This is a genomic window from Pseudomonas sp. TWRC1-2 (assembly GCF_049896685.1).
Lineage (GTDB): Bacteria > Pseudomonadota > Gammaproteobacteria > Pseudomonadales > Pseudomonadaceae > Aquipseudomonas.
On record NZ_JAFCUU010000004.1, the window covers coordinates 331,634 to 354,157 of the forward strand.

Genomic DNA, 22,524 nt, shown 5'->3' on the forward strand with positions numbered 1-22,524 from the left:
TCATAACTCCTTGTTTAGGACGGCAGAAAGGGTTAATGGCGCTTCAAGCACGCAACTGTATCGATGCTCGTGCAGGAAATGCGTCGGCGGCAACACCACGGAACACATTGTTCGGGCGTACCGGCAACGCGGGTGAAAGGCACAGCCTGTGGGCAAATTCAGCGGGCTCGGCGGCTCACCGGGCAAAGGTTCTGCAGGCAACGGCCGGTGCGGATCGATCTCGGGGATCGCCTCGATCAACGCCGCCGTGTACGGATGGCGCGGTGCGGTAAACACCGCTTCCACCGGGCCTTCCTCGACGATTTTGCCCAAGTACATCACCGCCACGCGGTCGCACAGGCGCCGCACGATGGCCAGGTCATGGGCGATAAACAGGATCGCCAGGTTCATGCGCTGCTGCAGTTCCAGCAACAGGTTGATAATCTGGCCCTGGATCGACACATCCAGCGCCGCCACGCATTCATCGGCGATGATCAAGCGCGGCTCCACCGCCAGCGCCCGCGCGATACCCACACGCTGGCACTGGCCGCCGCTTAAAGAGCCGGGTTTGCGGCTGGCCAATTCGGGGCGCAGGCCGACCAGATCGAGCAGTTCATTCACGCGGGCCGGTATCTGCTGCGGCGCGACTTTGCGCTGCACGCGCAACACTTCGGCAAGGGTTTCGCCGATGGTGTGGCGCGGGTTCAGCGCGGCGTACGGGTCCTGGAAGATCATCGCGGTTTCATGGCGCAGGCGGGCGATATCAATAGCGCTGCCGTGGGCCATGTCGACGCCATCGAACAGCACCTGGCCAGCGCTGATCGGGTTGAGGTGCAGAATCGCCCGGCCGAGCGTGCTCTTGCCGCTGCCGGACTCGCCCACCAGGCCCAGGGTTTCACCGGCGGCCAGGTTCAGCGAGACACCATTGACCGCCCTCACCCACTGTTTATTAAGGCCGAACACACCGGTACCGGACGCTGCGAAACGCACCTCAAGGTCCTTGATCTGCAACAGGCTCATGATCGGTCTCCCAAAGGATAGTGACACGCCACCCGCGCGCCTTCCGGCAACAACTGCGTGCACAAGGCGCCCGCCTGCGCGCAGCGCGGGTTGAAGCGACACCCTTGCGGCAATGCGTCCAGCAACGGCGGCTGGCCGGGAATCGTGCGCAGCAACGCGTGCCCACTGCTGTGGGCGGGCTGGCAATCAATCAGGCCGGCGGTGTACGGGTGTTGCGGGTTGGCCAGCAACTCGTACTTGCTGCCGTGCTCGCACAGGCGCCCGGCGTACATCACCGCGATGGAATCACAGGTTTGCGCCACCACACCGAGGTCGTGGGTGATCATGATGATCGACAGGCCGCGCTGGTCGCGCAGCTCCAGTAACAGGCGCAGGATCTGCGCCTGCACGGTGACATCAAGGGCGGTAGTCGGCTCGTCGGCAATCAGCACTTTCGGGTTGCAGCCCAGCGCCACAGCGATCATCGCGCGCTGACGCATGCCACCGGAAAACTCGTGGGGGTAGTTGTCGACCCGCGCCTTGGGATCGGGAATGCCGACCTGGCGCAGCACGTCGATGGCTTGCAGTCGCGCGTCTTTTTTCGACGCGCCCTGGTGCAGGCGAATGCCCTCGGCGATCTGCTCGCCGATGCGCATCAACGGGTCCAGGTGGCTGCTGGGGTTCTGGAAGATCATGCCCAGTTGCCCGCCGCGCACGGCGCGCATGCCGGCATCGTCCAGCGTCAAAAGATCCTGCCCGGCCAGGCGCACAGCAGCGCCTTGCACGCGCAATTTGGGCGATGGCAGCAGGCGCATCAACCCGCGACAGGTCAGGGTCTTGCCCGAGCCACTCTCGCCCACCAGGCCGAGGATTTCACCCTCGGCCAAGTCAAAGGACACGCGGTCGACCAAGGTGACATCGCGCCCGGCATTGTTGGCGATCACGCTGAGGTCACGCACTTGCAGCAGGCTCATGCGCGGTCCCCCAACACTTGCGCCACGCCATCGGCGAGCAGGCTGAAGCCCATGGCCAGCGTGACGATGGCCAGGCCCGGAAAGGTGCAAATCCACCAGGCCGTGGTGATAAACGCCTGCCCTTCGGCCACCATCGTGCCCCACTCGGCGGTCGGCGGTTGCACGCCCAGGCCCAGGTAACTCACGGCGGCGCCATTGAGCAGCACCAGCACGGCGTCAGACATGGAAAACACTATCGAACCGAACATGGCATTGGGCAGCAAATGCCGGAACAGAATGCGCCCATGGCCAAAGCCCAGGCTTTTGGCGGCCAGCGCAAACTCGCTTTCCTTGAGCACCAGGATCTGCGAGCGGATCAGCCGCGCATACGACACCCAGCCCACCAGCGCCATGGCGATATAAAAGCTTTTCAAGCCAGGGCCGAGAATCGCCATGATCGCCAGCATCAGCACAAGAAACGGAAATGCCAGGATCACGTCGATCACGCGCATGCAGAAGCTGTCGAAACGCCCGCCGATGTAGCCGGAAACCGCGCCGACGAAGGTGCCGATCATGAACGGGAAAATCACCCCGACAATGGCCAGTTGCAGGTCGATGCGCGCGCCCCAGATCACCCGCGAAAGGATGTCCCGGCCGTAGTTATCCGTGCCGAACGGGTGCGCCAGGCTAGGCCCGAGCAAACTGATGTCAGTGTTCTGCGCAATCGGGTCAAAGGGTGCGACCCACGGGGCAAACAGCGCCAGGGCCAACCACACCAGCAGGATCAGCAGGCCCCACGCCGCCGTCAGCCGGCCATTGCGAAACCCAAAACGCAGGCGCAAACGCCACGGGGCGATCAGTGGGCGGCTGCTCATTGCATGTTCACCCGTGGGTCGAGGGCCACCGTCACCACGTCGGCGACGAAGTTGACCACAACCGTCGCACAGGCCAGCACCATGGCCACGCCCTGCACCACCATGTAGTCACGGGTGAAAATCCCGCGTACCAGCAATTGGCCGATACCGGGAATGGCGAACAGGCTCTCGATCACCACCGTGCCGCTGATCAGCCAGCCGATGTTCACCGCCAGCAGGTTGACCGCCGGCACCAGCGAATTGGGCAACACATGCCGACGGAACACGGCGGCCTCCGACAGCCCACGCGCCCGCGCGGCGGTGACGTGATCGGCCTGCAATTCCATCAGCATGCTCGCGCGCAGGTTGCGCACCAGCACCGCCGACAGCGCCAGGGCGATGGTCAAGCACGGCAGCAGCATATGGTGGGCCTTGTCCAGCCAGGTGCGGCCGTAGCCAGACACCGGGAACAGGCCCCACTTCACACTCAGCAACAGAATCAACATCAAGCCCAGCCAGAACGCCGGCATGCCCAGGCCGACAGTGGTGAACACGCGGATCAGGTTGTCCGCCCAGCCGCCTTTATTGCGCGCCGCCCATGTCGCCAGCGGCAGCGCAATCAACAGCGCCAGCAGCACGCTACCAAGCACCAGCACCAGGGTCGGCTCGATGCGGGTGACGATCAGCTTCAAGGCATCGACTTTGTACAGCAGCGATTGGCCGAGGTCGCCCTTGAGCAGGTTCTTGAGGAAGTAGAAGTATTGCAGCCACAACGGCTGATCCAGGCCGTATTGGGCGCGGATTTTCAGCAAGGCATCCGGCGTACTGCGCGAGCCGAGCAAGGCCCGGGCCGGGTCGCCCGGGATCGAGCGCACCAGCACGAAGGTGATCAGGCTGATGCCAAACAGCACCGGCAGCAATTGCAGCGGCCGGGACAGCACAAAACGGTAGCGCGCCAGGTTCATCCGTCAGCCCCGGTGACGCGCGAGGAAGTCCAGCAGCACCGGGAAGTACGCGTGAGGCTCCTCATAAAAAGGCATGTGGCTGCTGTTGGGGAACACGTGCAACTCGGCATGCCTGGCGGCCAGCTTCATGCGATGGGCACAGGCGGGCGTGAGCTCATCGTGCTGGCCGGTGGTGATCAGGATCGGCATCTTGAACTCGGCCATCTCGGGGATGCGGTTCCAGTCCTTGAGGTTGCCGATATAGAGGAATTCGTTGGGGCCTTGCATGGTTTCGTACGAGCCCATGTTCCAGTCGCCGAGCGAGCGTTTGACCGGCTCCGGCCATTCGTCCAGGCGGCAGACGTGGCGGTAATTAAGCAAGGTGATGGCGGCCTGGTACTGCGGGTGGTCCAGAGTGCCCATGGCTTCATGACGCTGCATCATGGCCACGGTTTCGCTGCCGAGGGCGCCGCGCAGGCGTTCGAGTTCCTGGGACAGGTGCGGAATGTCGCCGACGGTATTTTCGAGGATCAGGCTTTTCAGCGCATCGGGGTAATGGATGGCGTACTCGATGCCCAGCCAGCCGCCCCAGGAATGCCCGAGCAGGTGCACGCGGCCCAGGTCGAGGGCCTGGCGCACGGTTTCGACTTCTTCGACATAACGGCTGATTTCCCACAAGGAAACATCAGTCGGTCTGGCTGATGCGCCAGTGCCAAGCTGGTCGAATGCAACCACTCGCAGGTTATGCTCTTTGAGCCAGCCATGGGCGTCGCGCAAGTAGTCACATGGCAGGCCCGGGCCGCCATTGAGACACAAGAGCACCTCATCGCCAGCGCCAAAGCTGTAGACCACGAGGTTATGGCCGTCGACTTGCACGTTGTACTGCTGGTCGGGGGCAATTTCACGCCACATGCATACATTCCTTGTGTTGTATCGGCCTGGCAGGTAGCGGCCGTTAATCAGGCCAACACTACCGAGGATGCCGTGCGTCCATAACCTAGTATTTCTTATAGGTTTGGCCTGGCAGTCCTTCGCCGGGGCGTGGCATTCTACTTGCCGCAAGTCGAGATTCAAATGAATTCGGGAGCAGAACGGATGCTGACCAGGCTGACTGCCTTCAATAATCGTCTGATGCCGGGCAGGAGCCTGGATGAGCAGATGGACAATACCTTTATCCTTGCCCAGCAGCTGGGCTTCGACGCGCTGGTGTACGACTACACGCCGGTGCCCATCGACCAGGACGGCTCGCTGATCACGCCTTCGGTGCTGGAGCTGCGCAACACGCCGCCCGACTGGCATGCGTTATGGTGCAGCGAAGGGTTTTACCAGATCGACCCGGTGCAACACCTGGCCCTGAGCACGGTGTCCCCGTTCGTATGGTCCTACGAGGCAAAAGCCCAGACCGCGCTGCAAAAAATCATCGACCCCTGCCACGCTCCCGTGTCCTCTTACCTGCATGAACGCCAACTGACCTGCGGCGTCAGCGTGCCGATCCACCTGCCTCGCGGCGGTTTCGCGTCACTCACCGGCTTGCGCACCGGCAAGGCCAGTACAGTGTTGAAGGATGCGCAGCAGACCCTGGCGGACTTCAGCCTGATTACCCATGCCCTGCAGGAAGCGGCCTACCCGCTGTTCAGTAAAGAGCTGCGCACTTACCCGCATATTCACCTGACCAAACGCGAGCGTGAATGCCTGAAATGGGCTGCCGACGGCCTGACGGCTGCCGAAATCGCCACCCAGTTGAGCCGCTCGCTGGCGGTGGTCACCCTGCACCTGGCCTCGGCGATGCACAAGTTGGGGGCCAAGAACCGCGTGCAGGCGGTGGTTCGCGCCACGCATTACCGCTTGCTGGAAGACTGACCCGTGGGCAAAACCTAGCTGTTTTGCTAGTTACTTAAACTTCACGTGCGGACTATCGTATCCCTGATCCTTTTTTTTCAGAGCAGGGTACGAAATGGACTTCATCGAGAAAGTGCGCGAAGGTTATGCGGCATTCGGCGCCTACCAGACCTGGTACCGCGTCACTGGCGACCTGACCACCGGCCGTACACCGTTGGTGATCATCCACGGCGGCCCCGGCTGCACCCATGACTATGTCGACGCCTTTAAAGACGTGGCTGCCAGCGGCCATGCGGTGATTCACTACGACCAACTGGGCAATGGACGCTCGACCCACTTGCCGGACAAAGACCCGTCGTTCTGGACCATTGGCCTGTTCCTTGAAGAGCTGAACAACCTGCTGGACCACCTGCAGATCAGCGACAACTACGCGATCCTCGGGCAATCCTGGGGCGGCATGCTCGGCAGCGAGCACGCGATTCTGCAGCCCAAGGGCTTGCGCGCATTTATCCCGGCCAACTCGCCCACCTGCATGCGCACGTGGGTCAGCGAGGCCAACCGCCTGCGCAAACTGCTGCCTGAAGGCGTGCATGAAACCCTGCTCAAACACGAGCAGGCCGGCACCTACCAGGACCCGGAATACCTCGCCGCCTCACGGATTTTTTACGACCACCACGTGTGCCGCGTCATCCCGTGGCCGGAAGAAGTGGCCCGCACCTTCGCGGCGGTGGACGCCGACCCGACGGTGTACCACGCCATGAGCGGCCCGACCGAGTTTCATGTGATTGGCAGCCTCAAGGACTGGAATGTGATTGGCCGCCTGTCGGCGATCAATGTGCCGACCCTGGTGATTTCCGGCCGACACGACGAGGCGACGCCGCTGGTGGTCAAGCCGTTCCTGGATGAGATCGCGAACGTGCGCTGGGCGCTGTTTGAAGATTCCAGCCACATGCCCCACGTGGAAGAGCGCCAGGCGTGCATGGGGACCGTGGTCAAGTTTCTGGATGAGGTGTGCTCAGTGCCGCACAACGTCCTCAAGGCGGGCTAACTTCCGCTGTGGGAGCGGGCTTGCTCGCGAATGCGGGGTGTCAGTCAATGAAGGGTTCGACTGATCCACGGCATTCGCGAGCAAGCCCGCTCCCACATTTTCAGACTGCGGTGGTTTCAGGCTTTACGGCCTTCCTGGGCGCATCCGGCACCAGCGGAATCTCTCTCCCGTCGGCATCAAACAACTTGCCGCCGCTGAAGTAATCCCCGTCGCGCAATGCCGCCACATCGTGGAAGCACAAACTGCGCTCAGTCCCCGCCACGAACACCGACTGCTGGTCTGAGTTACCCGCGGTGAAATGGTTGAACGCCAGGTTCAACAGGATCGCCATGATCGCCGACGAACTGATGCCCGAGTGGAAAATGGTCGCGAACCAGCTTGGGAAGTGGTCATAGAAGTTCGGCGCGGCGATGGGGATCATGCCGAAGCCGATAGACGTGGCCACGATGATCAGGTTCATGTTGTTGCGGTAATCCACCTTGGACAGCGTGCGAATACCACTCGCCGCCACAGTGCCGAACAGCACGATCCCGGCGCCGCCGAGCACCGATGTCGGCACGGCCGCGATCACCCGGCCCATAAACGGCAACAGCCCCAGCACCACCAGAAACACCCCGCCCGTGGCCACCACAAAGCGGCTCTTCACCCCGGTCACCGCCACCAGGCCGACGTTCTGGGCGAATGCGCTTTGGGTGAATGAACCGAAGATCGGCGCGAACATGCTCGACAGCATGTCGGCGCGCAAGCCATTACCCAGGCGCTTGGAATCGACCTTGGTGTCGATGATCTCGCCCACCGCGAGGATGTCCGCCGAGGTTTCCACCAGGGTGACCATCACCACGATGCACATGGAAATGATTGCCGCCACCTGAAAGGTCGGCATGCCGAAATGGAACGGCGTGGGGAAACCGAACATTGGCCCCTGGGCCACACCGGAGAAATCCGCCATGCCCAGAAACACCGCGATCACCGTGCCGATCACCATCGCCAACAGAATCGACAGCCGCGAAATTGTCGCGCTGCCGATCTTGCTCAGCAGCAACACCAGCACCAGGGTCAACGCCGCGAGGCCGATATTGGCCATGCTGCCGAAGTCCGCCGCGCGGCTGTTGCCGCCCATGGCCCAGCGTGCCGCCACCGGCATCAGCGTGAGGCCAATGGTGGTGATCACAATGCCGGTGACCAACGGCGGAAAAAACTTGGTGATCCGTGAGAACACCGGCGTGATCAGCAAGCCGATAAACGACGCGGCCATCACCGCGCCGAGAATCGCCGGTATTCCGCCGGCGCCATCACTGCCGACTATCGCCACCATGGTTGCCACACCGGCAAAGGACACGCCCTGCACCAGCGGCAGTTGGCAGCCGAAAAACGGCAGGCCGAGGGTCTGCAACAGCGTGGCCAGGCCACCGGCAAACAGCGACGCGGCGATCAACAGGCCGATATCCGCCGGCGACAAACCGGCCGCCTGGCCGACGATCAACGGCACGGCAACGATGCCGCCGTACATGGTGAGCACATGCTGCAGGCCGTAAGCCATGTTGGCGGCGGCGCCAAGATTCTCATCTTCTGGCCGCTGCGGTGACGCCTTCGGGATAGTCATGGTGAGGGGTTCTCTGTTTTTGTTGTGCGAACACTGTATGCAATGTTTGGACTACATGTCCATAGAGTTGTATACAATCAATCGAACAAGATACCCTCCATCGGCGTTACAAAAACAATCCGGCCGTCATGAGCCAGAACGCCAAAGGACCTAAAACAATGAAAAAGGCATTACAGGGTGCAACCGTTGCATTGACCCTTCTCGGCGGTGGGGAGGCCGTCGCGGTGGAATGGATGAACAACAGCGTAGGATTTCGCTACGGCCAACACTTCACCAATCCGAATAACCCCGATGACTTCAGCAAACGCATCTACAGCTTCACCCACGCCAGTGGCTACCAATACGGCAGCAACTACCTGAACCTGGATGTGTTCCTGTCCGACAGCCACGACCCGCGCAAGGGCACCGACCATGGCGGCAGTGAGGTCTATGCCGTTTACCGGCATCAACTGTATGCCTCGCGGGTGTTTGATGTGCCGCTCGGCACCGGGCTGATCAAGGATTACGCGCTGACGCTGGGCTTTGATGCCAACCGCAACAACAACGTCGCCTCAGCCAAAAAGCGCGCAGTGGTGATTGGCCCGACGTTGAAGTTCAACACGGTCGGTGTGTTGGACCTGAGCCTGATGTACTACAAGGAAAAGAACCACACCGGCATCCCCGGCGCGCAGGAGTCAAACCATACGTTTGACGACACCTACATGCTCAACCTGACGTGGATGCGCCCGTTCGACATCGCCAACCATGCGGCGAAATTCCAGGGTTTTATCAATTACGTCGGGGAGAAAGGCGAGGACTACCATGGCCGCGACACCGCGCCAGAAACGCTGATGCGCACCGCGCTGATGGTCGCGGTACGGCCGGGTAAAAGTGTGAAGCCGAACCTGTATCTCGGCGTGGGTTACGAGTACTGGCACAACAAATTCGGCGTGGACGGCGGCCGGGGTACTCGGACGTCTACGCCGACGCTGAATATGGAAGTCACCTTCTAGCCACTGAAGAAACCCAATCAACTGTGGGAGCTGGCTTGCCTGCGATGCAGACACCTCGGTACTTCAGCATCACCGATGCCGATGCTGTCGCAGGCAAGCCAGCTCCCACATTTTTGATCCCATTTCAGCTTTAGGCGTTTGCCAGCTCCGAATCGTCCGTCTTCGGCCGCGCCAGCCAATAACCCAACACCGCCAACGGCGCAGTCGCCAGCATCACAATCACCGTAATCAACAGCGGCTGGTCAATCATCGACGACACCAGCAGGCTGCTGAGAAAGCACAGCCCCAGTTGCAAGGTGTTTTGCAGTGCCGCTGCCTTGCCGGAATTTTCCGCAAACGGCATCAGCGCATTCGCCACCACGATCGGGTAACTGGCGCCGTTGACCAGCGCCATCAGGCAGAACGGAATCAGCAAAGTGGTCAGGGTGGGCACGGTCAACGTGGCAACCAGGTACAACGCCACCATGCTGATGCAATAAGCCACCAGCAACCAGGGCAGCAGGGTTTTGCCCTGATAGCGCTGCAAGGCGCTGCGGCAGCTGTAACCACCAATCAGGAACGCCAAGGTCGGCAGCACGTAGCTCAGGCCGATGTCATTCGGGCTGTAACCCATGTTGCCCAGGATGAAGGGCGAGGCCGTCAGCCAGGCAAAGAAACTGGCCGAGCAGGCAGCAAAGATCATCACGTTGCCGGTGAACACGCGAGAGGTCAGCAACTTCCCATAACCGAGGCGCGAAGGCTCGCCCTCCTCTGTCCGACGTTTCGGCATTTTGCGCAGGAACAACGTCGGCAGCAGCAACAGCAGCGACACGCCCAGCAGTACACCGAAGATCGCCTGCCAGCCGAAGTGATTCAACACCATGGCGCCCAGCAACGGCGCCAGGGCCGGTGACAGCGACATCAGCGGCATGATGCTGGCGAACACGCGATGCGCCTTGTCGGCCGGGTATCGGTCGATCACCAGTGCCTGCCAGCTCACCGCCGCAGAACACACGCCGATCGCCTGCATAAAACGCAACGCCAGCAGTTGCGGCGCGGTCTCGACCCAGAACATGCCCAGGCAACCCGCTACAAACAGGCTCAGGCCCGCCAGCAGTACCGGCTTGCGCCCGAGGCGGTCGGACAACGGCCCCCACAACAACTGCCCCACCGCAAAACCGGCGAGGAAAATACTCAAGCTGGCGCCCACGGCGCCCGCACTGATGTGCAACTGCTCGCCCATGGCGCCGAACGCCGGCAAGTACATATCCATGGCGAGATAACCGAGCATGCTCAGCCCCGCCAGGTACCACGTGAAACCAAAAGAATTTTTCATTGAAGCCTTGCTGATCTTGCCATCAAACTATTTGCTGACTGGCGCCCATTATGAAGCTGACAGTGTGGGTGTGAAGCGATAATAATTGGACACCTCTATCAAATATTTTGAAGGCAACCATCATGTGGTCCGAATACTCGCTGGATGTGGTGGATGCCGTGGCGCGCCACGGCAGCTTCAGTGCGGCCGCCCAGGAACTGCACCGCGTGCCTTCGGCCATCAGCTACACGGTGCGTCAGCTTGAGGAATGGCTGGCGGTGCCGCTGTTTGTGCGTCGCCATCGTGACGTGGAGCTGACCCCGGCCGGCCGTCTATTTATAGACGAAGCCCGCGGCGTGATGAAAAAAATGCTCGGTACACGGCGTTTGTGCCAGCAGGTGGCGAATGGCTGGAGCGGCCAATTGAAGGTTGCGGTGGATTCCATCGTCAAACCCCAGCGCTGTCGGCAGCTGGTGCTGGACTTCTATCGGCAGTTTCCCGAGGTGGAATTGCTGTTGGAGTACGAGGTGTACAACGGCGTATGGGATGCCCTGGCCGATGAACGCACCGACATTGTGATCGGCGCCACCAGTGCGGTGCCGGTGGCCAGCCACTTCACCTTTCGCGACATGGGCCTGCTGAACTGGCTGTGTGTGGTCAGCGCCAAGCATCCGCTGGCGGCGCTGGACGGCTTGCTCAGTGACGATCAACTGCGGCCGTTCGCGTCGCTGTGCATGACCGACACCTCGCGCAACCTGCCCAAGCGCGATACCTGGACCCTGGATAACCAACGCCGGCTGGTGGTGCCCAACTGGTCCTCGGCGCTTGATTGCCTGCGCGATGGCCTGTGCGTCGGCATGGCGCCGGCGCATCAGGTGTTGCCGTGGATCGAACGCGGCGAGCTGGTCGCGCTGCAATTGCGCCGGCCGTTCCCGGCCAGCCCGTCGTGCGTGGCCTGGGCGCAGAGCAAATTGTCGCCGGCGATGAGTTGGTTGCTGGAGTACCTAGGCGATACCGAAACCATGAATCAGGAGTGGCTCAATGGCCCAGATCTGTGAAAGTCACACCGATTCGATATGGACTTGTGTGGGAGCTGGCTGGCCTGCGATGCAAGCGCCTCGGTCTTAATGTCAGACCGGGGTGATGCTATCGCAGGCCAGCCAGCTCCCACATTTTGATCGGGGTTCAATCCAGCAGGCGGGCGATGGCCCTTACGATCATCTCCACCTCCTTGGCCTCCAGCGTCAGCGGCGGCAGCAGGCGGATGATCTTGCCGCGCGTCACATTGATCAAAAGTCCATGCTCGTGCGCTGCGCGGTAGGCCAGATCGCGATAAGGCTGTGCCAGTTCGATCCCGACCATCAGGCCTTGCCCGCGAATCGCCAGCACCTGCGGGTGCTCGCTTAACTCCACACGCAGCCGCGCCAACAGCCGCTCGCCCTGTTGCGCGGCGTTCTGCAGCAAGCCTTGCTCTTCAATAATGTCCAGCACCGTGCAGCCCACGCGGCAGGCCAGCGGGTTGCCGCCGAATGTGCTGCCGTGGCTGCCGGGTGTGAACAGCCGGGCCACCGCGGACCGGGCCAGGCAGGCGCCGATGGGCACGCCATTGCCAAGGCCTTTGGCCAGCGTCATCACGTCCGGCACGATGCCTTCATGCTGGAACGCAAACCAGGCGCCGGTGCGGCCGATGCCGGTCTGGATCTCATCGAGCATCATCAGCCAACCGTGGCGCGTGCAATGCTCACGCAGGGCTTTCAAGTAGCCAGGCGGCGCTGGCAGCACGCCACTTTCGCCCTGGATCGGTTCCAGCAGCACCGCGGCAATGCGCGGGCCGAAGTGTTGCGTGATGGCTTCCAGCGCCGCCAGGTCGCCAAACCCGACCTTGAGAAAATCCCCCGGCAAGCGCTGAAACCCCAGGCGCACCGATGGCCCGTCGCTGGCCGCCATGGTGCCGAGGGTGCGCCCGTGAAACGCATTCTCCATCACGACCACCAGCGGCTCTTCGATGCCCTTTTTCCAGCCATGCAGCCGTGCGAGTTTCAGCGCTGTTTCGTTGGCTTCGGCGCCGGAGTTGTTGAAGAACGCACGGTCAAGGCCAGACAACTGTGCCAGGCGCTGGGCCAGCCGTTGCTGCCAATCAATGCTGTAGAGGTTGGAGGTGTGCAGCAACAGGCCCGCCTGTTCACTGATCGCCGTCACCAGCCGAGGGTGGGAATGCCCAACATTGGTCACCGCCACACCAGCCACCGCGTCGAGGTATTCACGGCCCTGCTGGTCCCACAGGCGCGTGCCCAGGCCACGGGTGAAGCTCAGGGCCAAGGGTTGATAGGTGGTCATCAGGCAGGCGGCGGTCATGGTGGCAAGCTCCAGTGCATCATGGTGATGGCACCAGTATCGTTAGCCATCCGAGCTGGATAAACTGCACATTCCTGTAATGACTTTAAACCAGAGCTTGATAATGGATCTGTTCCAGGCAATGTCGGTGTACGTCAAAGTGGTCGAGACCGGCAGCATGACGGCTGCCGCGCAGGAGTGCGGGATGTCGACCACCATGGTCGGCAATCATTTGCGCGCCCTGGAGCAGCGCCTGGGTGTCAGCTTGCTCAAGCGCACCACGCGCAAGCAAAGCCTCACCGAATTTGGCGGGCAGTATTACCAGCGCTGCCTGGAGGTGCTGGGGCTGGTAGCCGACTCTGAAGTGTTGGCAGAGCAGGCCCACAGCGAAACGCCCAAAGGCAACCTGCGCATCACCGCGCCACCGGTATTCGGCACCGAACGCCTGACGCCCGCCCTGAGCGAATTTTCCCAACGCTACCCGCTGATCAACCTCTACGTGGTGCTCAGCAACGAGCGGATGGACCTGGTCGACAGCGGCTTCGACGTAGCAATCCGTCTTGGCGAGCTGGAAACCTCCAGCCTGATCGCCCGGCCCATGCAGGCCTACACCCTCACCCTCTGCGCTTCGCCGGATTACCTGGCACGCCGCGGCACGCCGCAGACACCCAATGACCTGCAGCACCATGACTGCCTGGCGTTCGCCTACCCGGCGACCGACAACTGGCGCGACTCCGACAAACTGTGGCGCCTGACCGGCGAGGAAGGCGAGGTGGAGGTGCCGGTGTCCGGGTCATTGACCATCAACAGCTCGCAGGGCCTGCGCCAGGCGGCCGTAAACGGCATGGGCATCATCATGCTGGCCGACGCCCTGGTGCAACCGGACCTGGAGAGCGGCAAGTTGGTAGCCTTGTTAACCGCCTACAGGCTGCCCTGCCGCCCCATGCACCTGCTTTACAGACAGGATCGCTACCGCCTGCCCAAGCTGCGCGCCTTTGTGGATTTCGCCATGGAAAAGTGGGCGCGCTAGAAGCCCACGCCCAACGCCCGCAGGCGCGCCGCCGTGCGCTCGGCCGACACGTGGTGGATGCCTTGCCAACCGAGGGCCACGGCGGCCTCGACATTGCCCGCCACGTCGTCGATAAACACTACTTCGCCCGGTTGAATATCCGGCAAATGGGCGCGCACCTGGCCGAGGCTCGCGTGATAAATCGCCGCGTCCGGCTTGATTTGCTTCAACTCGCCGGAGACCACAATGTCGCGGAAATACTGCAGGAACGGGTAATTGGCCCGCGCATAGGGAAAGGTTTCAGCCGACCAGTTGGTCAGCCCGAACAGCGGCATATCGGCTTGATGCAACGCCTCGAGAATCGCCACACCTTCGGGCAACGCGCCGCGCAGCATCTCGTGCCAACGGTCGTAATAGGCCTGGATCAAGGGTTTGTGTTCCGGGTACTGCTCGATCAGGTGGCGAGTGCCTTCGGCCAGGCTGCGACCGGCGTCCTGCTCGGTGTTCCAGGCTTGAGTGCAAATGGTGTCGAGAAAGTGTTGCCGCTCGTGATCGTCGGCAATCAGCTGGCGGTACAGGTGGTGCGGGTTCCAGTCGAACAGGACACCGCCGAAATCAAAAACTACTGCACGAATCGTCATCAGATCCTCCGTTAGCGTGGCTTGATAGCCGTAGGAGTCTGGCAGATTAAGGGCAGTGGCGGGAGCGCGATGGCTTGCAGGAGGGTTTTGAATTCACAAAAAGCAATGTGGGAGCGGGCTTGCTCGCGAAAGCGGTGTGTCAGCCACTGTATTTGATACTGACATACCGCATTCGCGAGCAAGCCCGCTCCCACCTTTTTTGACCGTGTTTTAGGCCTGGATCAGGCCTTTGATCTTCACGGTCGGGTTTACGTCAGCGTCGTAGTCCACGCCGTCGATTTCAAAACCGAACAAACGCAGGAACTCAGCCTTGTAACCGGCAAAGTCGCTGATTTCGTTAACGTTTTCGTCAGTCACCTGGTTCCACAGCGCCGCCACGGCGTCCTGGACTTTGGGCTCCAGCTCAGCCAGGTCGGCACGCAGGCGGCCGTCGGCATCCAGCTTCGGCTCTTTGCCGTACAGGCTGTCCTTGAACAGGCCGTAGACCTGCTCGATGCAGCCTTCGTGGGTGCCCTGCTCTTTCATCACTTTGAACAGCAGCGACAGGTACAGCGGCATGATCGGGATCGCCGAACTGGCCTGGGTAACCACAGCCTTGAGCACCGACACACGGGCGTCGCCCTTGAGTGCGGCGAGGTTGTCGCGCAGGGTCAGGACTTTCTTGTCGAGGTCTTTCTTGGCTTCGCCGATGGAGCCGTTCCAGTAAATGTCCTGGGTCAGCTTTTCACCGAGGTAGGTGAAGGCGGTGGTCTTGGCGCCTTCAGCCAGCACGTCGGCGTCACGCAGCGCGTCGATCCACAGCTGCCAGTCTTCGCCGCCCATGACTTTCACGGTGCCGTCGATTTCTTCCTGGGTCGCAGGCTCAAGCGTGGTATCGACCACAACGCCTTTGTCGGTGTTGATACCGCGCAGGGTCACGGCCTTGCCGATCGGCTTGAGGGTGGAGGTGTGCACCACGCCTTGCGGGTCGGTACGGCGTGGCGCGGCCAGGCTGTACACCACCAGGTCGATTTTGCCGAGGTCTTTCTTGATGGTTTCGATGGTCAGGCGCTTGATCTCGTCGGAGAACGCGTCGCCGTTGATGCTCTTGGCGTACAGGCCTTTTTCAACGGCAAACTTCTCGAACGCTGCGCTGTTGTACCAGCCGGCGGAGCTCAGCTTGCCTTCTTCGCCTTCTTTCTCAAAAAACACACCCAAGGTATCGGCGCCGCAGCCAAACGCAGCACTGATGCGCGCGGCCAGGCCGTAACCGGTGGAGGCGCCGAGGACCAGCACCTTCTTCGGGCCGCCTTCGATGACGCCATGCTGGGTGACGTAGTCGATCTGCTCTTTGACGTTCGCTTCACAGCCAACAGGGTGAGCGGTCACACAGATAAAGCCACGAACCCGCGGTTTGATGATCATAAAATTTCTGCCTCTTCCAAGGTGCCGAAGGCCAATGGTGGCCATTCAACTTAATCGTACCGGTCTATGACGTCCAAAAAACCGAAGCGTCACGATAGTCGCAAATCTTCTGTTTACAAAATCCAATCCACAAAAGGCCGGATACACCAGCGCGCGGGTTAAAAACTGTGCCAGGCCTTCACAATTTCGCAATATTTAAAACGCCCAGCGCCGCCGGAACCCACTATCATGGCAACATTGTTTCGCTTTGTTTCAGGTTCGGAGCCACGCTTCATGAGTAAAAGTGCTGTTCAAAAAAAGCTGGTCTCAGCCGCCTGGGTGCTGGGCGTTCTGTTGTTCATGTACTGCTTCCCGCGCACCAGCCTGGTATTTCTGTTGCTGGTGCTGTTCTGCGGCATTTATGACTTCCTGCGCAACGGCCTGTACGACCGCGACACGATCAAGAAATACTTCGTTGGCAACGGCCGCAACACCTGGATATTGGCGCCGTTCAATACCCTGTTCGACCTCTTCAGCCTGCGCAACCGCCACGTCTACACCATGAACGACCTGCCGCCCGCCTGGCGTGAAGACCTGCAACAGGTAATCGACGACGCCATGGCCCACAAGGACGAAATCATCGGTTACCTGGACGAACGCATGGCCGAGAAAAAGCGCGGCATGTTGTTTTTCCAATGGTACGGCCGCCCGATCGAAACCACACTGGACATCCCGCAGCTGCGCAAAAAACTGCCGTTCGTGAAGACCATCGGGGTGTCGGTGTTCAACGAAAACCGCTCGACGTCGTTCCACTTCGGCCCGCTGCGCATGATGTTCCGAGTGCTCTACAACATGGCGCCGGCGCCGCACCACGAGGGTGTTTACATCCAGGTGGGCAAACACAAGCATTATTGGCACGACGACCCGCTGTTTATCTTCGATGACACGCTGATGCACGCGTCCTTCAACAAGAACGACGCAAAGCGTTACTGCCTGTTCATCGATATCGTGCGGCCGACCTTGCTGCCCTCCGTGCTCAACGCCGTGATCTCGGGCTTTGCCGGGCTGGTGTTTACCCTGCGTCGGGTTTTCTACAAAAACTGGAAGCTGATTCAGTAAGTTCTGCGGCATGATGGTGCTGGACGGAGTTTGCGCACGGCCTCATGCCTGCCAAACTGTGCGTCTCGTGCGACCGAGTTCGGCGCTCACCATTCTCCAGCCATCGCCACCCCTGGCGGGTGCGGTGGCTGTGCTTTCAAGGAATCAGAATGCCCCAACGTCAAGTCATCAATGCCTCCGTCAGCCCCAAGGGCAGCCTCGAAACCCTGTCCCAGCGTGAAGTCCAGCAACTGAGCGAAGCCGGTACCGGCAGCATCTACACGTTGTTCCGCCAGTGCGCTTTGGCCATCCTTAACACTGGCGCGCACATCGACAACGCCAAGACCATCCTCGACGCCTACAAAGACTTTGAAGTGCGTATCCATCAACAGGATCGCGGCGTACGCCTGGAACTGTTGAATGCGCCGGCCGACGCCTTCGTCGATGGTGAAATGATCGCCAGCACCCGCGAAATGCTGTTCAGCGCCCTGCGCGACATCGTCTACACCGAGAACGAGCTGGACAGTCAACGCATCGACCTGAGCAATTCCCAGGGCATCACCGACTACGTGTTCCACCTGCTGCGCAACGCCCGTACGTTGCGTCCGGGTGTCGAGCCGAAAATCGTGGTGTGCTGGGGCGGCCACTCGATCAATACCGAAGAATACAAATACACCAAGAAAGTCGGCCACGAACTGGGCCTGCGCAGCCTCGACGTATGCACCGGTTGCGGCCCCGGCGTGATGAAAGGTCCGATGAAAGGCGCGACCATTTCCCACGCCAAACAGCGCATCACCGGCGGCCGCTACCTGGGCCTGACCGAGCCGGGCATCATCGCTGCCGAAGCGCCAAACCCGATCGTTAACGAGCTGGTGATTCTGCCGGACATCGAAAAACGCCTGGAAGCCTTCGTGCGCGTCGGCCACGGCATCATCATCTTCCCGGGCGGCGCCGGTACGGCTGAAGAGTTCCTGTACCTGCTGGGCATCCTGATGCACCCGGACAACCGCGACGTGCCGTTCCCGGTCATCCTCACCGGGCCGAAACACGCGGCGCCGTACCTGCAACAACTGCATGCCTTCGTCGGTGCCACCCTCGGCGAAGCGGCGCAGGCGCACTACCAGATCATCATCGACGACCCGGCCGAAGTGGCACGCCAAATGACGGCCGGGCTCAAGGCCGTGAAGCAGTTCCGCCGCGAGCGCAATGACGCGTTCCACTTCAACTGGCTGCTGAAGATCGACGAAGGCTTCCAGCGCCCGTTCGACCCGACCCACGAAAACATGGCTGGCCTGCAACTGAGCCACGCCCTGCCGCCCCACGAACTGGCCGCCAACCTGCGCCGCGCGTTCTCGGGGATCGTGGCCGGTAACGTCAAGGACAAGGGCATTCGCCTGATCGAGCAGCACGGCCCGTACGAAATCCACGGCGACCCGGCCATCATGAAACCGCTGGACGAGCTGCTACAGGCGTTTGTCGCCCAGCACCGCATGAAGCTGCCGGGCGGTGCCGCGTATGTACCGTGTTATCGCGTGGTGCAATGAATTAGCGCTGTACCGCCACACATTTGATTTCCACCAGTAACCCGGGATGCGCCAGTTCTGACACGCCAATGGTCGTCCAGGCGCAATGCCCGCGTGGGAACAGGCGGTTTTTCACCTCGCGAAAAACCGCCATGTGCTGGCTCATATCAACGTGATAGGTGGTCATGTCGACCACGTCTTCAAAACGGCAGCCGCCCTCCTCCAATACCTGCCGCAGGTTCTCCCAAGCGGCGATAAATTGCGCCTCGGGGTCTGCTATCACGGCCAATTCCGGCGTGCGGCCGACCTGGCCTGCGCAATACAAAGTGTTGCCAACTTTTACGGCAGGCACGTAGCCCGCGCGCTCTACGATGGGTTGCATGGCGGGCGGGATGATGCGGTGGCGGTCGGTCATAGCTTGTATCTCTTAGGGTCTCTGAAAAGCGTGTGAACGTGAAAACTTCGAGCTAGGGTTTTACCTGTTCCCACCCACGTCTACCAGCGAGCGACCTATGGACCAACGGATCTTGTCCTACATCAATCCTTACCTTAGGGTAAGGAACATTACGATGGAGATCTTCACTATGGCGACCGCCACACTGACTTCAAAAGGGCAAATCACCATCCCGGTCCAAGTCAGGACCGCACTGGGTCTGGAAACCGGCGACCGGGTTGAGTTTGTCGAAACGGAAGACGGCAAGTTTTCCATCATTGCCGCGAGCAAAACCGTTCACGACCTCAAAGGGTTGATCCGCAAGCCCGCCCAAGCCGTGTCGATTGACGATATGAACCGCGCCATCGCTGCGCAGGGAGCAAAAGCGCAATGATCGGCCTGGATACCAATGTGCTGGTGCGTTATGTCACCCAGGATGATCCCGTTCAGTCCCCCAAGGCGTCCGAGCTGATCGAATCGCTCACCACGCTTTCGCCGGGTTTCGTCAGCCTGGTGTGCGTGGTGGAACTGGTATGGGTGTTACAAAGCTGCTACCAATCGGCCAAGAGTGATGTGGTGACGGTTCTGGAAACGCTGCTGCGTACGCGTGAATTGACCGTCGAACATGCCGAGATCATCTGGCAGGCACTGCGACGATTCACGGCGGGCAAAGCCGAGTTCGCCGACTACCTGATAGAGCGCTGTGCCCATGCGGCAGGCTGTGAATACACCGCCACCTTTGACGTCAACGCGGCCAAGGCCACCGGGATGAAGCGCTTGGCCTGACCGGCAGCGTTGCAGCGAATTGCGGGCTTTGGTAAAAACCGCCCCTACCCTTGATCGAGAGACACCCAACGTGCGCACGCTTTTGCTCGCAGCCTTGGCCCTGACGCCGACCTTTACCCTGGCCGACACCATCGCCTGGCCCGACCTGCCGAAAACCTGCTTCGTCAGCGGCCGGCCCGCCACCAGTGTGGATGTCGACACTGGCTGCGCGGCGTTCCTGATCAATGTACAAGGCAAGGCGGCGGGCACGCCGATCAAGCTGGATATTCCCCAGTACGCCCTGCATGTGGACGAAGCTACGGGCAAGGAAACGCCGGTGATCATCATCCAGGCCGAAGAAAACGGCGAGATCAAGGCCGTGGGCTACAAGGAATTGGGCACCGATCAGCTCGGTGCCGCGTTGCTGCGGGAGGTTCGGCTGCTGGGCACCCAAAAGCCGACCTAGCGGTTTTTTGCAGGCGCGAACCCGCTCACGCCTGCGGCCAGGCGTTCGGCCAGGGTTCAGCGAACCCAGCCACCGCCCTGCCAGTGGTAACCGTCATTGCGCTGCACCCAGTGCGGATGCACATAACGATAGCCTTCGCGCACTTGCTCCCAATGGCCGTGCACCGCGACGTATCGCCCGCCAGCCCAGCGCCAGTAGCCGCGTGACCAGACATAACCGTAGCGCGGCGCAGGTTCCACCTCGATCACTTGAACCGGCGGCGGTTGCGGCGCGACCACTTCGACATACTCACGCTGTACCGGCCCGCGCTCATGCACCACACGTTCTTGCACACACCCGGACGCTGCGACGACAACCGCCGCCAATGCCGCATAACGTAGCAACATACAAAACCCTCGGGCGCGTACGCCCAGCACCTGCACCAATAAAAAATGCCCCCATGTTTCAGCCGCGCTCCTGCTTGGCTATGGGTTCTTTTTAACAGGTGATGTCTGTCGGCTTGCTGAACCTGCAGACCTCAGGAAGCACAGGCGACGGTCGGTTGTTTCAGACGCACCAGCACCAACCCCGTCACCACCACCGCAATACCGGCGTAGGTTGAGCCCTGGATCGCATCGCCAAACATCAACGCCGCCCACACCAGGGTGACCGGTGGCTCCAGATAGACCAGCGCTGCCACGTGGGTCGCTGTCATTACCCGCAACAACATCCACAAGCTCAAATAGGCGACGAATGTGGAAAACACCGTCAGCCAGACGATTGAGATCAACACCTCCGAGTCATGAGGAACACTGAAGGTGCCGGTATAGAGCACGGCGCCGGAAAAGCCGATCAGCGTCAGCAGCGACTGGATGAACAGCGGCAACACCAACCCCGCGTGCTGGCGCTGCGCGGTACGGCGCTCATACAAGGTCGCCAGCGTCAGCCCCAGCGCTGCGGCCAGTGGCAACAAGTACATGACAAAGCCGGCGCTCTGCCCGCCACTGCTGTACTGCCCGGCAATCACGATGGAGACGCCGATAAAGCTGATCATCAACCCGATCCACTGCCAGCCACCGCTGCGCTCGGCAGCGCTGCCGGTCGACAATGCCGCCGTCATCAATGGCTGCAGCGCCGCGATGATGGCCGCAATGCCGGGCGGCAAACCATTTTGGATCGCCACATACAGGCAACTCAGGTAGAGGAACTGCGACAGAAAGCCGATCACGGCGTAGTGACGAATCTGAGCCCAGGTCACCTTCAACAGCTTCACGTTCAAAAACAGCCCCAGGCACACCGACACCAGCAGGAAGCGCCAAAACAGCAGGTTGAATGCCCCGCTGCCTTGCGTACCCAACTTGGCGCCGATGTAGCCGGAGCTCCAGGACAGCACGAATGCCACCTGCAACAGCAGCCGTTTCAAGGTTGATCGCGTCATGAGGCCTCCCGTCAGTGCACGTTGACTGAAAGGCTAAGGGCCGCGCATGCTTCTGTATATTTGAATTACTTGCACCACAAATTCGTAATCGTGGAATCATGGCCAAGCAACTGAACATCGACTTGTTACGCACTTTTCACGCCGTGGCGCGCTTTCGGCGCTTCAACGAGGCGGCCGAGCATGTGCACCGCAGCGCGTCGACCGTGACCACACAAATTCAAAAGCTTGAGGAGCAAATCGGCCAGCGCCTGTTCAGCCGCAACAACCAGGGCGTGGAGCTGACCCTGTATGGCCAGAAGCTGCTCGGCGAAACCACCGAGTTTCTCAAGAGCCATGACCGCCTGCTGATCGCCCTGATGCCACAGCGCATGCAGGGCAAGATTCGTCTGGGCATTCCCGATACCTATGCGCCGGCGTTCATGCAGGCGTTTTTGCCGCGCTTGATCGCCGACAACCCCTTGCTGGAACTGGAAATCGAAGCGCGCACCAGCGGTGAGCTGCTGAATATGTTTATGGCCAACCAGCTCGACCTGGCCATCACCGTCAGCGCACAACCGCTGGCCCAGGGCGAACGCCTGGGGCCGGTGCAGCCGCTGTGGGTGGCGGCCGAGAGCTTCAGTTGCGCGCCGAATGCGGCGCTGCCGATCACCGTGCCGGTTGCCGGCTGCCCGTACCGTGCGGCGGCGTTGCAGGCGCTGAAGGATCACGGGATTTACCACCGGGTATTGCTGGAGAGCCCCAATTCCACGGCGGTCGAGGCCTGTATCCGCAGCGGCGTGGCGGTGGGGTTGATCGAAGAAAGCCGCATGGGCAGCGGGCTGACGCAAAAGATTGCAGGGTTCGAGTTACCCCCACTGCCGGTGCATCATCTGTACCTGCTGTGCGACAGCAGCAATGCACTGGCCCTGCATCTGTATGCGCAGGTAAAACAGGGCTTCCACATTTGAGCC

Annotated in this window: 24 protein-coding genes; 11 read left to right on the forward strand and 13 right to left on the reverse strand. The window is 61.0% G+C overall.

The features are described 5' to 3' along the window. The 5 genes from ACP7B3_RS14095 to ACP7B3_RS14115 are packed head-to-tail and all read right to left on the reverse strand — an operon-like array spanning position 1 to position 4,641. On the reverse strand, positions 1-999 hold the full coding sequence (locus ACP7B3_RS14095; RefSeq protein ID WP_262207572.1) for an ABC transporter ATP-binding protein: 999 nt from the start codon (positions 997-999) through the stop codon (positions 1-3). Next, entirely contained in the window at positions 996-1,952 is a 957-nt protein-coding gene (locus ACP7B3_RS14100) for an ABC transporter ATP-binding protein (RefSeq protein ID WP_426179240.1), read from the reverse strand. Before ACP7B3_RS14100 ends, ACP7B3_RS14095 begins: the two co-directional genes overlap by 4 nt. After that, entirely contained in the window at positions 1,949-2,806 is an 858-nt protein-coding gene (locus ACP7B3_RS14105) for an ABC transporter permease (RefSeq protein WP_106576881.1), read from the reverse strand. Before ACP7B3_RS14105 ends, ACP7B3_RS14100 begins: the two co-directional genes overlap by 4 nt. Then, positions 2,803-3,750 (reverse strand): ABC transporter permease, encoded by a 948-nt coding sequence (locus tag ACP7B3_RS14110; protein ID WP_145163125.1) that lies wholly within the window; start codon positions 3,748-3,750, stop codon positions 2,803-2,805. The genes ACP7B3_RS14105 and ACP7B3_RS14110 overlap by 4 nt, the downstream gene beginning before the upstream one ends. 3 nt (positions 3,751-3,753) lie before the next feature. Then, on the reverse strand, positions 3,754-4,641 hold the full coding sequence (locus ACP7B3_RS14115) for a proline iminopeptidase-family hydrolase (RefSeq protein WP_426179243.1): 888 nt from the start codon (positions 4,639-4,641) through the stop codon (positions 3,754-3,756). A gap of 183 nt (positions 4,642-4,824) precedes the next feature. Here ACP7B3_RS14115 and ACP7B3_RS14120 point away from each other — a divergent pair, with 183 nt between their 5' ends. Both ACP7B3_RS14120 and ACP7B3_RS14125 read left to right on the forward strand, forming a co-directional pair. Continuing rightward, the gene (locus ACP7B3_RS14120) at positions 4,825-5,589 is read left to right on the forward strand and encodes a LuxR family transcriptional regulator (RefSeq protein ID WP_119739256.1); all 765 of its coding nucleotides are present in this window, start codon (positions 4,825-4,827) and stop codon (positions 5,587-5,589) included. Between the two features lie 94 nt (positions 5,590-5,683). After that, a complete protein-coding gene (locus ACP7B3_RS14125; protein ID WP_369300587.1) occupies positions 5,684-6,616 on the forward strand; it encodes a proline iminopeptidase-family hydrolase in 933 nt (310 codons plus the stop codon). 100 nt (positions 6,617-6,716) lie between these two features. Here the strand turns inward: ACP7B3_RS14125 and ACP7B3_RS14130 are convergent, their stop codons facing one another. Beyond that, on the reverse strand, positions 6,717-8,219 hold the full coding sequence (locus ACP7B3_RS14130) for a nucleobase:cation symporter-2 family protein (RefSeq protein ID WP_426179246.1): 1,503 nt from the start codon (positions 8,217-8,219) through the stop codon (positions 6,717-6,719). Between the two features lie 158 nt (positions 8,220-8,377). Here ACP7B3_RS14130 and ACP7B3_RS14135 point away from each other — a divergent pair, with 158 nt between their 5' ends. Then, on the forward strand, positions 8,378-9,211 hold the full coding sequence (locus ACP7B3_RS14135) for a nucleoside-binding protein (protein ID WP_426179248.1): 834 nt from the start codon (positions 8,378-8,380) through the stop codon (positions 9,209-9,211). A 130-nt stretch (positions 9,212-9,341) separates the two neighbouring features. Here ACP7B3_RS14135 and punC read toward each other — a convergent pair whose 3' ends face one another. Further along, entirely contained in the window at positions 9,342-10,526 is a 1,185-nt protein-coding gene (gene punC, locus ACP7B3_RS14140) for a purine nucleoside transporter PunC (protein ID WP_426179250.1), read from the reverse strand. Positions 10,527-10,648: 122 nt separating this feature from the next. On the opposite strand from punC, the gene punR reads away from it, so the two are divergent. Further along, complete coding sequence (gene punR / locus ACP7B3_RS14145) at positions 10,649-11,563, forward strand: DNA-binding transcriptional activator PunR (protein WP_145163111.1); 915 nt, start codon at positions 10,649-10,651, stop codon at positions 11,561-11,563. Between the two features lie 127 nt (positions 11,564-11,690). Here punR and ACP7B3_RS14150 read toward each other — a convergent pair whose 3' ends face one another. Further along, on the reverse strand, positions 11,691-12,860 hold the full coding sequence (locus ACP7B3_RS14150) for an aspartate aminotransferase family protein (protein ID WP_242193891.1): 1,170 nt from the start codon (positions 12,858-12,860) through the stop codon (positions 11,691-11,693). A gap of 103 nt (positions 12,861-12,963) precedes the next feature. On the opposite strand from ACP7B3_RS14150, the gene ACP7B3_RS14155 reads away from it, so the two are divergent. Beyond that, entirely contained in the window at positions 12,964-13,869 is a 906-nt protein-coding gene (locus ACP7B3_RS14155) for a LysR family transcriptional regulator (protein WP_145163107.1), read from the forward strand. Here ACP7B3_RS14155 and ACP7B3_RS14160 read toward each other — a convergent pair. After that, positions 13,866-14,489, reverse strand: coding sequence for an HAD family hydrolase (locus ACP7B3_RS14160; protein WP_426179253.1), 624 nt, complete (start codon positions 14,487-14,489; stop codon positions 13,866-13,868). The genes ACP7B3_RS14155 and ACP7B3_RS14160 overlap by 4 nt on opposite strands. 210 nt (positions 14,490-14,699) lie before the next feature. Continuing rightward, entirely contained in the window at positions 14,700-15,893 is a 1,194-nt protein-coding gene (fabV, locus tag ACP7B3_RS14165; RefSeq protein ID WP_426179255.1) for an enoyl-ACP reductase FabV, read from the reverse strand. Between the two features lie 273 nt (positions 15,894-16,166). Here fabV and ACP7B3_RS14170 point away from each other — a divergent pair, with 273 nt between their 5' ends. Continuing rightward, positions 16,167-16,991: an aspartyl/asparaginyl beta-hydroxylase domain-containing protein gene (locus ACP7B3_RS14170; RefSeq protein ID WP_145163100.1), complete on the forward strand. Its 825-nt coding sequence runs from the start codon at positions 16,167-16,169 to the stop codon at positions 16,989-16,991. A 149-nt stretch (positions 16,992-17,140) separates the two neighbouring features. Beyond that, positions 17,141-18,514 carry a nucleotide 5'-monophosphate nucleosidase PpnN gene (gene ppnN, locus ACP7B3_RS14175; RefSeq protein WP_145163099.1) on the forward strand — a complete coding sequence of 458 codons (1,374 nt, stop codon included), beginning with the start codon at positions 17,141-17,143 and terminating at the stop codon, positions 18,512-18,514. Between the two features lies 1 nt (position 18,515). Here the strand turns inward: ppnN and ACP7B3_RS14180 are convergent, their stop codons facing one another. Further along, positions 18,516-18,908 (reverse strand): RidA family protein, encoded by a 393-nt coding sequence (locus ACP7B3_RS14180; protein WP_426179259.1) that lies wholly within the window; start codon positions 18,906-18,908, stop codon positions 18,516-18,518. A 154-nt stretch (positions 18,909-19,062) separates the two neighbouring features. On the opposite strand from ACP7B3_RS14180, the gene ACP7B3_RS14185 reads away from it, so the two are divergent. The 3 genes from ACP7B3_RS14185 (at position 19,063) to ACP7B3_RS14195 (ending at position 20,157) form a co-directional block, all read left to right on the forward strand. Continuing rightward, positions 19,063-19,320: an AbrB/MazE/SpoVT family DNA-binding domain-containing protein gene (locus tag ACP7B3_RS14185; RefSeq protein ID WP_426179262.1), complete on the forward strand. Its 258-nt coding sequence runs from the start codon at positions 19,063-19,065 to the stop codon at positions 19,318-19,320. Next, complete coding sequence (locus ACP7B3_RS14190; RefSeq protein ID WP_242193902.1) at positions 19,317-19,712, forward strand: PIN domain-containing protein; 396 nt, start codon at positions 19,317-19,319, stop codon at positions 19,710-19,712. Before ACP7B3_RS14185 ends, ACP7B3_RS14190 begins: the two co-directional genes overlap by 4 nt. A gap of 70 nt (positions 19,713-19,782) precedes the next feature. After that, positions 19,783-20,157, forward strand: coding sequence for a hypothetical protein (locus ACP7B3_RS14195; protein WP_145163093.1), 375 nt, complete (start codon positions 19,783-19,785; stop codon positions 20,155-20,157). Between the two features lie 56 nt (positions 20,158-20,213). Here the strand turns inward: ACP7B3_RS14195 and ACP7B3_RS14200 are convergent, their stop codons facing one another. After that, on the reverse strand, positions 20,214-20,543 hold the full coding sequence (locus tag ACP7B3_RS14200; RefSeq protein ID WP_106576901.1) for a YXWGXW repeat-containing protein: 330 nt from the start codon (positions 20,541-20,543) through the stop codon (positions 20,214-20,216). A gap of 131 nt (positions 20,544-20,674) precedes the next feature. Beyond that, a complete protein-coding gene (locus tag ACP7B3_RS14205; RefSeq protein WP_426179265.1) occupies positions 20,675-21,574 on the reverse strand; it encodes a DMT family transporter in 900 nt (299 codons plus the stop codon). A gap of 98 nt (positions 21,575-21,672) precedes the next feature. Between ACP7B3_RS14205 and ACP7B3_RS14210 the strand changes: the two genes are divergently transcribed. After that, positions 21,673-22,521: a LysR substrate-binding domain-containing protein gene (locus tag ACP7B3_RS14210; RefSeq protein ID WP_426179267.1), complete on the forward strand. Its 849-nt coding sequence runs from the start codon at positions 21,673-21,675 to the stop codon at positions 22,519-22,521. The last annotated feature ends 3 nt before the right edge of the window (positions 22,522-22,524 follow it).

Bases quoted from the DNA above. Each gene is read 5' to 3' on its own strand.
- ACP7B3_RS14095 (WP_262207572.1), bottom strand. From the start codon at position 999: ATGAGCCTGTTGCAGATCAAGGACCTTGAGGTGCGTTTCGCAGCGTCC.
- ACP7B3_RS14100 (WP_426179240.1), bottom strand. From the start codon at position 1,952: ATGAGCCTGCTGCAAGTGCGTGACCTCAGCGTGATCGCCAACAATGCC.
- ACP7B3_RS14105 (WP_106576881.1), bottom strand. From the start codon at position 2,806: ATGAGCAGCCGCCCACTGATCGCCCCGTGGCGTTTGCGCCTGCGTTTT.
- ACP7B3_RS14110 (WP_145163125.1), bottom strand. From the start codon at position 3,750: ATGAACCTGGCGCGCTACCGTTTTGTGCTGTCCCGGCCGCTGCAATTG.
- ACP7B3_RS14115 (WP_426179243.1), bottom strand. From the start codon at position 4,641: ATGTGGCGTGAAATTGCCCCCGACCAGCAGTACAACGTGCAAGTCGAC.
- ACP7B3_RS14120 (WP_119739256.1), top strand. From the start codon at position 4,825: ATGCTGACCAGGCTGACTGCCTTCAATAATCGTCTGATGCCGGGCAGG.
- ACP7B3_RS14125 (WP_369300587.1), top strand. From the start codon at position 5,684: ATGGACTTCATCGAGAAAGTGCGCGAAGGTTATGCGGCATTCGGCGCC.
- ACP7B3_RS14130 (WP_426179246.1), bottom strand. From the start codon at position 8,219: ATGACTATCCCGAAGGCGTCACCGCAGCGGCCAGAAGATGAGAATCTT.
- ACP7B3_RS14135 (WP_426179248.1), top strand. From the start codon at position 8,378: ATGAAAAAGGCATTACAGGGTGCAACCGTTGCATTGACCCTTCTCGGC.
- punC (WP_426179250.1), bottom strand. From the start codon at position 10,526: ATGAAAAATTCTTTTGGTTTCACGTGGTACCTGGCGGGGCTGAGCATG.
- punR (WP_145163111.1), top strand. From the start codon at position 10,649: ATGTGGTCCGAATACTCGCTGGATGTGGTGGATGCCGTGGCGCGCCAC.
- ACP7B3_RS14150 (WP_242193891.1), bottom strand. From the start codon at position 12,860: ATGACCGCCGCCTGCCTGATGACCACCTATCAACCCTTGGCCCTGAGC.
- ACP7B3_RS14155 (WP_145163107.1), top strand. From the start codon at position 12,964: ATGGATCTGTTCCAGGCAATGTCGGTGTACGTCAAAGTGGTCGAGACC.
- ACP7B3_RS14160 (WP_426179253.1), bottom strand. From the start codon at position 14,489: ATGACGATTCGTGCAGTAGTTTTTGATTTCGGCGGTGTCCTGTTCGAC.
- fabV (WP_426179255.1), bottom strand. From the start codon at position 15,893: ATGATCATCAAACCGCGGGTTCGTGGCTTTATCTGTGTGACCGCTCAC.
- ACP7B3_RS14170 (WP_145163100.1), top strand. From the start codon at position 16,167: ATGAGTAAAAGTGCTGTTCAAAAAAAGCTGGTCTCAGCCGCCTGGGTG.
- ppnN (WP_145163099.1), top strand. From the start codon at position 17,141: ATGCCCCAACGTCAAGTCATCAATGCCTCCGTCAGCCCCAAGGGCAGC.
- ACP7B3_RS14180 (WP_426179259.1), bottom strand. From the start codon at position 18,908: ATGACCGACCGCCACCGCATCATCCCGCCCGCCATGCAACCCATCGTA.
- ACP7B3_RS14185 (WP_426179262.1), top strand. From the start codon at position 19,063: ATGGAGATCTTCACTATGGCGACCGCCACACTGACTTCAAAAGGGCAA.
- ACP7B3_RS14190 (WP_242193902.1), top strand. From the start codon at position 19,317: ATGATCGGCCTGGATACCAATGTGCTGGTGCGTTATGTCACCCAGGAT.
- ACP7B3_RS14200 (WP_106576901.1), bottom strand. From the start codon at position 20,543: ATGTTGCTACGTTATGCGGCATTGGCGGCGGTTGTCGTCGCAGCGTCC.
- ACP7B3_RS14205 (WP_426179265.1), bottom strand. From the start codon at position 21,574: ATGACGCGATCAACCTTGAAACGGCTGCTGTTGCAGGTGGCATTCGTG.
- ACP7B3_RS14210 (WP_426179267.1), top strand. From the start codon at position 21,673: ATGGCCAAGCAACTGAACATCGACTTGTTACGCACTTTTCACGCCGTG.